We start from the raw sequence: 11,169 nt of genomic DNA on the forward strand, positions 1-11,169 counted from the left end.
CGGCCGGTCCGACTTCCCACTCCCGCCCGCGGACTTGCCGCTGCGCTCCCCCGCCTCCCGCACGTTGCCAAGAGGTGACTTCGCGAAGTGCGGCGCGGGCCGGGCGAAACGTTTCCTCTTGCCGCACCGGGCCGCACGCTCCCCCCGCTGCCCGGTACTCGCTCACCTCGCACGTTGCGAACAGCACCTCGGCTCTGCGACGTGCACGCTTTGCGACGTGCACGAAACACCTGCACACCTGCGCCGCGCCCAGGCGGGCATCGGGCCCGAGCCCGAGCCCGAAGGACCCGCGCCGCGTGCATCGCGCGCTCGCGCTGCGCTGCGCCCGCGCCGATCCCCGTACCGCGCCCGCGCCCGGGCGTTGTCCCCCGCGCTGCGCCGTGCCCGCGCCGATCCCCGTACCGCGCCCACGCCGCGCGGGGGCGTTGTCCCCCGCGCGGCGTCGTTCGGGGTGCGGAGAGGGCGTCGGCGGCCGAGAGTCGGCAGGAAGGCGCCCCGCTGCCGAGCGGCGCGGGCGCGGCGGTGCCGGCGAGAGGAGCGGGATGGGCGCGAGCAGGCCGGCGCCCAGGACCGCCCTCCTCACCACGCTCTGCCGGGTGATCGCCCTCGTCGCGGCCGCCGTCGTCACCTGGACCACCCTGGGCGGGGCCGCCGCCGACCGGCCGGCCCTTCCCCTCCTCCTCGGCGCCTGGCCGTCCACCGCGACCCGGGCGGGTCTGGTGCTCGCCGCCCTCGCCGCCGTGGCCGTGACCGGCGCGCTGATCGCCCGTCACCCGCCCCCGGGCGTGCCCGCCCCCGCCGCCGTCGGCCCGCTCGCCGCGGCCGCCCTGCTGGTCGGCGCCGAGCTGCGCGGCCACCCCGTCGACGCCGTCCTCGGCCTCGCCACGACCACCCTCGTCCTGCTCGACGTCCTGCCGCGCAGCCCCGCCCGCCCGGCGGGTCTCGCGCTGGGCGCGGCGATCGCGCTCCACCCCGTCCTGCTCCTCTTCACCGCCGTTCTCCCGCGCCCCGGCCCGGACCGGCGCCGCCTCGCGGCCGCCCCCGTCCTGACCGCCCTCGGGGTGGCCGTCCTGCTGCACGGCGTCGTCCGGCTCGCCGACCCGGCACGCGCCGTCCGCTTCTGGCACCGGTTCGACGACCCCGCCGCCACCGGCGACCCCGGCAACCTGACCGCGCTCGGCGTCCTGCTCCGGCTCGGCCTGCACGGCCCGCCGCTGCTCGGCGTCTGGCTCGCGGTCGCGGTCACCGCCGCAGTGCTCGCCGTCAGGCGCTCCCACGCCTTCGGCCGCGACGGACAGCCCCTGCTCGCGGCCGGCGTGCTCGGCTGCGCGACCCTGGTCGCCGCCCCGGTCGCCGGGCCGGGGGACCTCGGCTGGCTGCTCCTCGCCGCCACCGGCCGGCTCGGCCGCCGCCCGGAGGACCGAGCGCTGTGGCCGGTGATCGCCGTCACGGTCACGTTCCTGCCCAGCACCATGCTCGACCCGGGCATCGAACCGGTCAGCGGCCTGCTGCTGCGCAAGGCCCCGATCCTGGTCGCCCTCGCCGCGGCCGCCGCGCTCGCCTTCCGCTCCCGCACCGACCCGCTCTGGCACCTGACCCGCGCCCCCGGCCCGGCCCCGTACCACCGGCCCGCGCTGCCCGGGATCCCGCTGCTGCCCGCGCCACTGCGGCCGGTCTCGCGCCCGAACCTGGTGCTGGAGCTGCTCCTCATCCAGGTCGGCTACGGCGTCTACACGTACATCCGCAACGCCGCCCCGGACCGCGTCGCCACCGCCGCCGCGCACGCCCGCAGCCTCTACCGGCTCGAACAGACGCTGCGGATCGACATCGAGCCGACCGTCAACGGCTGGGCGCTGCGGGCCCCCGGCTGGCTGCTGGACGCGGCGCAGCAGTACTACAAGGTGCTGCACTTCGCGGTGCCGCTGGGCGTGCTGGTCTGGCTCTACACCTGGCACCCGTCCCGCTACCGCACCGCCCGGACGGTCCTGTTCGCCGCCACCGGCCTGGCGCTGCTCGGGTTCTGGGGCTACCCGCTCGCGCCTCCCCGGCTGGTGCCCGGGCTCGGCCTGCGCGAGGACCCGTCCGGCATCCCGGGCGACGCCCCGCTCGGCGCCCTGACCGCGCTGACCAACCAGTACGCGGCGATGCCGTCGCTGCACATCGGCTGGGCCTGCTGGTGCGCCCTGGTGGTGATGACGACCGCCCGTCACCGCCGACTGCGCCCGCTGGCCGCCCTCTACCCGGCGGTCACCTTCGTCGTCGTGGTGGCCACCGCGAACCACTGGGTGCTGGACGCGGTCGGCGGCGTCGCCGTCCTGCTCGCCGGCTGCCTCACCCAGTACCTGCTCACCGCCCGTCTCCTCACCGACCCCGCCCCTCCCACCGCACCCGCCCACGCCCCACTCGGCGCCCTCACCGGGCAGGAGCGCCGCACACCCCGGGAGTAGGAAGTCGGCCGCTCCGACTTCCCACTCCGTTCCTGCCCGTAGCGCCGGTTGAGGTGCCGTGCGGGTCCTCGCCGGGCGGGAGTGTCGGGCGCTCTGGGAGTGGGGAGTCGGTGGGCCCGACTTCCTGCTCCGCGTTGCCCTGCGCGGTGCCCGCCCACGCCCCATTCGACGCCCTCGCTGGGCAGGAGTGCCGCACGCCCCGGGAGTGGGCAGTCGGTGGGTCCGACTTTCCACTCCGCGTTGCCCTTCGCGGTGCCCGCGTGGGTTCCGCTCGGTGCCGTCAGTCGGCGGGTCCGACTTCCTGCTCCGCGTTGCCCTCTGCGGTGCCGGCCCACGCCCCACTCGGTGCCCTCGCTGGGCAGGAGTGCCGCACGCCCCGGGAGTGGGAAGTCGGCCGGTCCGACTTTCCCCTCCCGTGGCTCCGGTCGAGGTGTCGTGCGGTGTCCTTGTCGGGCAGGAGCGCCGCACACCCCGGGAGTAGGAAGTCGGCCGCTCCGACTTCCCACTCCGTTCCTGCCCGTAGCGCCGGTTGAGCTGCAATTCGGGTCCTCGCCGGGCGGGAGTGCCGGGCGCTCTGGGAGTGGGAAGTCGGCGGGTCCGACTTCCTGCTCCGCGTTGCCCTGCGCGGTGCCCGCCCACGCCCCACTCGGCGCCCTCGCCGGGCAGGAGCGCCGCACACCCCGGGAGTGGGAAGTCGGTCGGTCCGACTTTCTACTCCGTGTTTCCGCTCGTGGCGCCGGTTGAGGTGTCGTGCGGGTCCTCGCCGGGCGGGAGTGCCGGGCGCTCTGGGAGTGGGGAGTCGGTGGGCCCGACTTCCCACTCCGCGTTGCCGCCGTGGCGCGGGTCGAGGTGTCGCTGGGTGTTCTTGTCAGGCGGGAGTGTCGGGCGCTCTGGGAGTGGGGAGTCGGTGGGCCCGACTTCCTGCTCCGCGTTGCCCTGCGCGGTGCCCGTCCACGCCCCATTCGGCGTCCTCACCGGGCAGGAGTGCCGCACACCCCGGGAGTGGGAAGTCGGCCGGTCCGACTTCCTGCTCCGCGTTGCCCTGCGCGGTGCCCGCCCACGCCCCACTCGGTGCCCTCGCTGGGCAGGAGTGCCGCACGCCCCGGGAGTGGGAAGTCGGCCGGTCCGACTTTCCCCTCCCGTGGCGCCGGTCGAGGTGCCGTGCGGTGTCCTTGTCGGGCAGGAGTGCTGGACGCGCCGGGAGTGGGAAGTCGGTGGGTCCGACTTCCCACTCCGCGTTGCCGCCCGTGTGGCACCGGTCGAGGTGCGGCTCGGTGTCCTCGCCGGTGGGAGGGCCACATGTTCTGGGAGTGGGAAGCCGGCCGGTCCGACTTCCCACTCCGCGTTCCGGCCCGCATCCCGCTCTGCCGGGCTCCGCCGGAGACCGCACGCACCCGGCCGCACCTCCCGCTCCCCGCGCTCGGGAGTGTCGCGGCACGCTGGCAGAATTGGCGTGTGATCGACGCAAGACGCCTGCGGACCCTGCGGGCCGTGGCGGACCACCGGACGGTGACCGCTGCGGCGGCCGCGCTGTACCTCACCCCCTCCGCGGTGTCCCAGCAACTGGCTGCGCTGGAGCAGGAGACCGGCCACCACCTGCTCGCCCGCGAGGGCCGGGGCGTGCGGCTGACCGCGGCCGGCGAGATCCTGCTCGGTCACGCCGACGCCGTCCTCGCCCAGCTGGAGCGGGCCGAGGCGGACCTCGCCGCCTACTCCGCGGGCGTCTCCGGCGAGGTCACCGTCGCGTCCTTCGCGACCGGGATCTCGCTCGTCCTCGCGCCCGCCATCGGCAGGCTCGCCGATCGCGCGCCCGGCGTCCGGCTCAAGGTGCTCGACGCGGAGGGGGACGCCAGCCTCCCGATGGTTCTGGACGGGCGCGCCGACCTGGCGGTGGCCGTCGAGTACCGGGGCGCGCCGCGGGCCGACGACGCCAGGCTGACCCGGGTGCCGCTGTACGCCGAACCGTTCGAGGCGGTGCTGCCGCTGGCCCACCCGCTGGCCGCGGGCGACGGCCCTATCGCCGTCGCCGACCTCGCCGACGAGCCCTGGATCGGCCCGTATCCGGGCAACCCCTGCCACGACGTCGTGCTGCTGGCCTGCGAGTACGCGGGCTTCCAGCCCCGCCTGGTGCACTCCTCGGACGACTTCCGCGCCGTCGTCGCGCTCGCCTCGGCCGGTGCCGGGGTGGCGCTGGTGCCGCGCTCCGCGCTGCTCGGCGTGGACCTGGCCCGGGTCGCGGTCCGTCCGGTGGACAGCGCGCTCGCCACCCGCCGGGTCTTCGCCGCGGTCCGGGCCGGCGCGGACGGCCACCCGCTGATCCGCCCGGTGCTGGACGTACTGGCCGAGGCCGCCGCGGCCACCGCCTGACGATCGGGGCCCGATGCCCGGGGTGCCGGCCGCCCCCCGGGGCTCCGTCTGCTGATTCGCCCGATGCTGGACGCTTTTGCCGAGGCCAGCGCGGGTACTGCCTGGCGGCTGGGGTTGTGATCCGGGGCACTGGGGCAGTCGGGCCGCCGCACCCGGGGCCCTGCCCGGTGCTGGACGTACTGGCCGAGGCCGCCGCGGCCACCGCCTGACGATCGGGGCCCGATGCTCGGGGTGCCGGCCGCCCCCGGGGCTCCGTCTGCTGATCCGCCCGGTGCTGGACGCTTTCGCCGTGGCCGCTGCGGGTACTGCCTGACGGCTGGGGTTGTGATCCGGGACGCCGGGGAAGCCGGGCGGCCGCACCCGGTGACCCGCCCGTGGTTGGGCGCCGTGGCCGAGGGTGCGGCCTGGCGAGGTCCGGGACTGGTGCACTGGGGCAGTGGGGCTGCCGTTCCCCGGGGGCCTTGCCCGGTGCTGGACGTACTGGCCGAGGCCGCCGCGGCCACCGCCTGACGATCGGGGCCCGATGCTCGGGGTGCCGGCCGCCCCCGGGGCTCCGTCCGCTGATTCGCCCGGTGCTGGACGCTCTCGCCGAGGGCCGCCGGGGGTACTGCCTGACGGCTGGGGCTGCGATCCGGGGCGCTGGGGAAGCCGGGCGGCCGCACCCGGGGCCTTGCTCGGTGCTGACGAGGTCCGGGACTGGTGCACTGGGGCAGTGGGGCTGCCGTCCCCCGGGGGCTCCGTCCGCTGATTCGCCCGGTGCTGGACGCTCTCGCCGAGGGCCGCCGGGGGTACTGCCTGACGGCTGGGGCTGCGATCCGGGGCGCCGGGGCAGTCGGGCCGCCGCACCCGAGGGGCGTGCCCGGTGTTGGGCGCCGTGGTCGAGGCTGGCGCGGGTGCGGTCTGGCGAGGTCCGGGACTGGTGCACTGGGGCAGTCGGGGCGCCGGACCGGGGCCTTGCCTGGTGATGGGCGCCTGGGCCGAGGCCGCCGTGGCCACCGCCGGACGTTCGGGCCCGATGGCCAGGGTTGTCGGCCGCCTCCGAGGCTCGGTCCGCTGGTTCGCCCGGTGCTGGGCGCCTTGGCCGAGGCCGCTGTGGGCATCGCCTGTCGGCCCGGCCCGCCAGTCGGGCCCGCCGACACCCCAGAGGCCCCGCCCGGTCCTGGAGCCCTCGCCGCGCCCCCCGCCCGCCTCCCGGCCCGCCGGCCGGGCGCCGGGCCCGCGGCCCGCCGCCCCCCGGGGACCGAACCCCCGTGCCGGGTCGGCGTCAAGGCCGTTGCACGGCCGTGGCATTGGCATTATCAGGGCAGGTACGCCCTCTTGCCGGTGCCGGGTGGGGCCGTCAGCATGAGGGCACCGCGATCGTGTGTCCCGAGGGGGGATCCTGTTGGCGTTCCATGAAGAAATGCCGTGGCCCCCGTGTGCCGAGGCACGGGTGCGTTGACCGGGACGGGCGGTGAGTTACCCCCGGTGTGCCCGTCCTGCGGGGCTCCCCGGCGGCCGGGGCTGCCGCAGCCGCTGGCGGCTGCGCTGCCGCTCACCCGGGCGCTCACCCCGCGGGAACGCGACGTCCTCGAGTTGCTGGGCCTCGGCTACGACAACCGGTCGATAGCCCGGGAACTGAATATCAGCGAACGCACGGTCAAGCGTTTCGTCACCGCCATTCTGGCAAAGCTGAGACTCCGGTCGAGACTGCAGGCCGGGCTGTTCGCGCTGTTTGTCGCGACGGCTCCGGCCGAGGAGGAATTCTGGCCCAAAGGTCTCATGGACGCCGCCCGGGCCGAAGGCCATGATGTTCTGGCACCCGACCCAGGCGAAACAGGAGGGGACCATGACATTTGACGCCCTCGCAGCCCTCCGGCAGGCGGGAAACCCGGTCGACCTGCTGACACCGGAACAGCGGGACGTGCTTTCCGGGCTCACCGAGGACGAAGTGGCCGTGCTCAATTCCGTCAAACAGCGGCTCGACGCCGTTTCGGACGCCGAGGTAGAAGGGCATTCCACCGCCATCAAGTTGGCGTGAGATGGTGGCCGTGAGATTCGGAATTCTCGGGCCGCTGCGCGTGACGGTGGACGGTTGTCCGGTGGACCCGGGATCGCGGAAACAGCAGATCCTGCTCGCGGCACTGCTCTCGCACGCGAATGCGCGGGTCTCGTTCGACGCCCTGGTCGAGGCGCTGTGGGACGACGCGCCGCCGCGGACCGCCCGCAAGAACCTCCAGGTGTACGTCTCCGCGCTGCGCCGGCTGGTCGGCGGCGAGCCCGGGTCCGCCGGGCCGGGCCCGCGGATCAGCCACCAGGCCGGCGGCTACGTCCTGCACGCGGCGGCCGGCGAGCTCGACGCGCTCTGCTTCGAGCAGCGGGCCAGGGCGGGCGCCCTGGGCGAGGCGCTGGAGCTGTGGCGGGGCCCGGCCCTGGACGGGTTCCGGGACGTGCCGCTGATCGGTGCCGCCGCCCAGCGGCTGGACCGGCGCCACCTGGGGGTGTTCGAGGACTGGGTGGAGGCGGAGCTCGCGGCCGGCGGCGGACCGGCCGCGATCGACCGGGTCACCGAGGTCGCCCAGCAGCACCCGCTCCGCGAGCGGCTGCGGATGCTGCAGATGACCGCGCTCTGCCGGGCGGGCCGGCGCTCCGAGGCGCTGGCGGTGTACGACGAGCTGCGCCAGTCCCTGGCCCACGAGCTCGGGCTCCCGCCCAGCCCGGCGCTGGCCCGGTTCTACCGGTCGCTGCTGTGCGACCAGCAGCCGCCGGCCGGGCCGCCGCCGGCGCCCGTCCGTCCGCGCCGCGAGGCCCCGCCGAACCTGCTGCCGGGCGACCCGCCGGCCTTCACCGGCCGGGTGGCCGCCGCCCGGCACCTGACGGACGCCCTGGTCCGGGGCGGCAACCGGCCGGCCGTGGTGACCGGCCCGCTCGGCGCGGGCAAGACCGCGCTCGCGGTGCACGTCGCGCACCGGCTCGGCGAGCGGTTCCCGGACGGCCGGCTGTTCGTCCGGCTGCGCGGCGAGGACGGGCGGCTGCGCCCGCTGGACGACGTGCTGCGCCAACTGCTGGCCGCCGCCTCGCCCGACGGGCCGCCGCTGCCGGCCCCGGCGGACCCGCAGTGGGCCTGGCAGCTCTGGTTGACCGGGCGCCGGGCCCTCGTCGTGGTGGACGACGCCCGGCGGGAGTGCGAGGTGCGGCCGCTGCTGCCGGAGGCCGGGGAGAGCGCCGTCGTGGTGACGGCCCGGCCCGGGCTGATCGGCCTGGAGGGCGCTCACCGGGTCCGGCTCGCGCCGTTCGCGGCGGAGGAGGCGGTGGATTTCCTGGGCCGGGTGATCGGCCGGGAGCGGGTCGACGCGGACCGCGAGTCCGCCGCCCGGATCGTCCGGGCGGCGGGCCTGCTGCCCCTCGGGGTCCGGCTGGCGGCCGACCGGCTGGCCTTCCTGCGCCACGTGCCGTTACGGGAGTACGGCGCGCGGATGGCGGGCAGCCGGGCGCTGCTGGACGAGCTGTGCGGTGACGACCTGGCGGTCCGCGCCCGGCTCGCCGACTCGATCGGTGACCTGCCCGAGGCGGCGCACTGGGCGGTGCCGCGGCTCGGCCGGCTCACCGAGCCGGTGTTCACCCTGCCGCAGGCCGCCGCCGTGCTGGGGGCCGACCCGGAGTCGGCGGTGCGGGTGCTGGAGCACCTGCTGGAGGCCAGCCTGCTCACCGTGCCGAACGTGGAGGGGCTCGCCCACACCGTGCGCTACGAGATGCCGGCGCTGCCCTTCGCCTACGCGCGGGAACTGGCGGCCCGCGCGGCCGACCGCGTCCCGGTGCCGAACCACTGACCGATCGTCATACCGGTATCAAACCGGCACCTAATCGGTGTCATACCGGGGATCCCTACCTTTCTTCTCGGACCGGCGTAGCGGACGCCGCGACCGCAGAGGAGGACAGCATGCCCGAGGACATCAACCCGGAGCCGGCGGAGACCGAGGACGAGGACGTCGACGTCGTCGCGCACGGGGTGCCCGCCGAGGAGGCGGTCGAGGACTGGTGCGTCGTCAACAACAGCTCGGCGCTCTGATCCCGGACGTCGAGGAGTGAGGACCGAGCGGGCCGCGTCACCCGGCCGCCGGCGCGGGTCGCCGGAGCCCGGGCGGCCCGCTCGGCGCCCCGACCGGCCCGTCCCGGAGGCCCCGTGAACATCCTGCTCTGCCCGCTCAGTGACGGCGGTTACCTCTATCCGGCGATCGCGGCCGGGCACGAGCTGCGGCGCCGGGGCCACCGGGTCGGCCTGCTCGGCCGCTCCTCGGCCGCCCCCGTCGCGGCCGAGGCCGGCCTGCCGTTCGCGGCGGCGGAGGACTTCGGCGGCCGGCGGGCCTTCTCCGCCACCTGGTGGGGCACCACCGGGGTGGCCCAGTACCGGGCGGTCGTACGCGCCGCCCGGCAGGCCCGGGCCGACCTGCTGGTCACCTCGGTGCTGTGCAACGGCGCGCTGCTCGCCGCCGAGACGCTGGACATCCCGGTGGCGGTGATCGGACTCTCCGTCCACCTGTGGGACTACCGCGGCGGCGGCGAGGGCGAGCCGCAGTTCGGCCGGACGAGGGAGAACCGCACCCGCGAGTGCCTGGACCTGTACGCCGCCACCCGGGAACAGGCCGGACTGGCCGGGCGGCCGTCCCGGTGGGCCCCGCACCGGTCCGGCGGCCCGCTGCTCGGCGAGGCGCTGCTGCTGCGCGGCGACCCCGGACTGGAGTACCCGGGCGCGGTGCTGCCCGAGCGGGTGCACCAGGTCGGACCGCTGACCTGGGAGCCCGCGGCCGACCGGGCCGAGCTCGCGGAGATCCGGGCGCACCTGGAGCGCTCCGGCAAACCCGTCGTCTACGTCCACCTGGGCCGCTTCTTCGGCGGCGGCACCCCGTGGCCCCGCCTCAACGCGGCCTTCACCGGCGGCCCGTTCCAGGCCGTCGTCGAGCAGGGACGGTCGACCGACCCGCGACCCGCTCCCGGGGCCGACGTCCTGCTCGTCCGCAAGCCGTGGCTGGGGCCGCTCGTCGACCTGGCCGGCCTGGTACTGACCAGCGGCACGTCCGCCCCGGTGCTCGCCGCCCTGCTGCGCGGCCGGGCCCTCGGCGTCTCGCCCAACGGCTCCGAGCAGCCGCTGCTCGCCGGTGCCCTGCTCCGGGCCGGCGTGGCCGTCCACGTCCCGCGAACGGCGGCGCCGGACCCGTCCGGCCCGATCGAGGCGGCCTGGCGCGACGACCTGCTGCGCGAGCGCGCCCGCCGGCTCGGCCGCCGGCTGGCTGCGGCGGACGGCGCCGCCCGCGCGGCCGAGGTCATCGAGCGGGTGGCCCGGCCGTCAGCAACCTCCACACAGAACCGGGAGAACCATGGGTACGCGATCAGCAGGCCTGGACACAGCGGTCGTGGCGGAACTGTCGACGGGGGCGCTGCACTGGATGCGCCTCCACTCGGGCTTTCTTGACTCGCCGTCGGGCCGCGAGCAGCTGCCGCTCACCCCCCGGGTCAAGGCCCTGCTGCAGCTCGCCCTGCTGCGCCGCTCCTGGGAACGGGCCGCGCCGGCGGACCCGGGCCTGGCGGAGGTCACCGGGACCGTCCGGCGCGTCTGGCGCGACCCGGGCTTCCCGCCCCAGCTCGCCGCCGAACCGCGCTACGCCTGGCAGTTCCGGCTCGCGTACGGCGCGCTGGCACCCGCCGGGCTCACCGACGGCCCGCACCGGGCGGTGCTCGCCGAGCTGGCGGCCGGTGGCTTCCCGACCCCGCGCCGGCAGTCGCCCTTCGGCAGCCTGGAGACCAGGTACTACGCCGACCTCGCCGGGCTCCCGCACCGCCTGCGCTCCTACCGGGAGCTGTACGAGGCCGGCCGGCTGGCCCGGCACGGTGCCGGGCGGCCGCTGGCCGAGCTGGACGTCTGCGACGTCACCCACACGGTCTTCCACCTGACCGACTTCGGCTTCCGCGCCCCCGGCCCGGGCGACCCGGACACCGACGTGCTGACCGGCGCGGCCCTGGAGCACGCCCGCGACCGGGTCTGCCGCCTCACCGAGGCGACCGTCCGCCGCGGGGAGTGGGACCTGACCGGCAAACTGGTCCTCGCTCAGCACTGCCTCGGCCTCGACCCGCTGCGCACGCCGTCGGGCGCGGCCGGGCTGCGGATGCTCGCCGACGTGCAGTCCCCCGGCGGCGCGATCCCCGGACGGGGCACCGAGGACCGGGCGGACGCCGCGGCGACCCCCGTGGAGTTCTTCCGCAAGGCCTACCAGTCGACCCTGGTGACCGCCCTCGCCACGCTGACCGTCCTGCACGGGCGCCCCGGCGGGGCGGACCGCGCCGAGGAGCGGTCGCCGGCCGTCCGGGGGGCGCGGTGACC

8 protein-coding genes are annotated in these 11,169 nt (G+C 76.5%); all 8 read left to right on the forward strand.

Annotated elements, in window-relative coordinates:
• Positions 1–542: 542 nt before the first annotated feature.
• The 8 genes from ACFVHB_RS21390 to ACFVHB_RS21425 all read left to right on the forward strand — a co-directional run bounded on the left by ACFVHB_RS21390 (position 543) and on the right by ACFVHB_RS21425 (position 11,167).
• The gene (locus ACFVHB_RS21390; RefSeq protein WP_380324370.1) at positions 543–2,447 is read left to right on the forward strand and encodes a phosphatase PAP2 family protein; all 1,905 of its coding nucleotides are present in this window, start codon (positions 543–545) and stop codon (positions 2,445–2,447) included.
• A 1,455-nt stretch (positions 2,448–3,902) separates the two neighbouring features.
• A complete protein-coding gene (locus ACFVHB_RS21395) occupies positions 3,903–4,814 on the forward strand; it encodes a LysR family transcriptional regulator (RefSeq protein ID WP_380324373.1) in 912 nt (303 codons plus the stop codon).
• Positions 4,815–6,251: 1,437 nt separating this feature from the next.
• Positions 6,252–6,653: a response regulator transcription factor gene (locus ACFVHB_RS21400; RefSeq protein ID WP_380324376.1), complete on the forward strand. Its 402-nt coding sequence runs from the start codon at positions 6,252–6,254 to the stop codon at positions 6,651–6,653.
• A complete protein-coding gene (locus tag ACFVHB_RS21405) occupies positions 6,643–6,834 on the forward strand; it encodes an aroma-sacti cluster domain-containing protein (protein ID WP_380324379.1) in 192 nt (63 codons plus the stop codon). The genes ACFVHB_RS21400 and ACFVHB_RS21405 overlap by 11 nt, the downstream gene beginning before the upstream one ends.
• A 10-nt stretch (positions 6,835–6,844) precedes the next feature.
• Positions 6,845–8,623 carry a BTAD domain-containing putative transcriptional regulator gene (locus ACFVHB_RS21410; protein ID WP_380324382.1) on the forward strand — a complete coding sequence of 593 codons (1,779 nt, stop codon included), beginning with the start codon at positions 6,845–6,847 and terminating at the stop codon, positions 8,621–8,623.
• Between the two features lie 110 nt (positions 8,624–8,733).
• On the forward strand, positions 8,734–8,862 hold the full coding sequence (locus ACFVHB_RS21415; protein ID WP_360196059.1) for a hypothetical protein: 129 nt from the start codon (positions 8,734–8,736) through the stop codon (positions 8,860–8,862).
• Between the two features lie 114 nt (positions 8,863–8,976).
• On the forward strand, positions 8,977–10,263 hold the full coding sequence (locus ACFVHB_RS21420) for a glycosyltransferase (RefSeq protein ID WP_380324385.1): 1,287 nt from the start codon (positions 8,977–8,979) through the stop codon (positions 10,261–10,263).
• Positions 10,205–11,167 (forward strand): DUF6895 family protein, encoded by a 963-nt coding sequence (locus ACFVHB_RS21425; RefSeq protein ID WP_380324388.1) that lies wholly within the window; start codon positions 10,205–10,207, stop codon positions 11,165–11,167. Before ACFVHB_RS21420 ends, ACFVHB_RS21425 begins: the two co-directional genes overlap by 59 nt.
• Positions 11,168–11,169 lie beyond the last annotated feature (2 nt).

It is taken from the genome of Kitasatospora sp. NPDC127111, assembly GCF_042677465.1.
Lineage (GTDB): Bacteria > Actinomycetota > Actinomycetes > Streptomycetales > Streptomycetaceae > Kitasatospora.

Excerpts from the sequence above, each read along its gene's own strand:
- ACFVHB_RS21405 (WP_380324379.1), top strand. The coding sequence starts at position 6,643 with ATGACATTTGACGCCCTCGCAGCCCTCCGGCAGGCGGGAAACCCGGTC.
- ACFVHB_RS21415 (WP_360196059.1), top strand. The coding sequence starts at position 8,734 with ATGCCCGAGGACATCAACCCGGAGCCGGCGGAGACCGAGGACGAGGAC.
- ACFVHB_RS21390 (WP_380324370.1), top strand. The coding sequence starts at position 543 with ATGGGCGCGAGCAGGCCGGCGCCCAGGACCGCCCTCCTCACCACGCTC.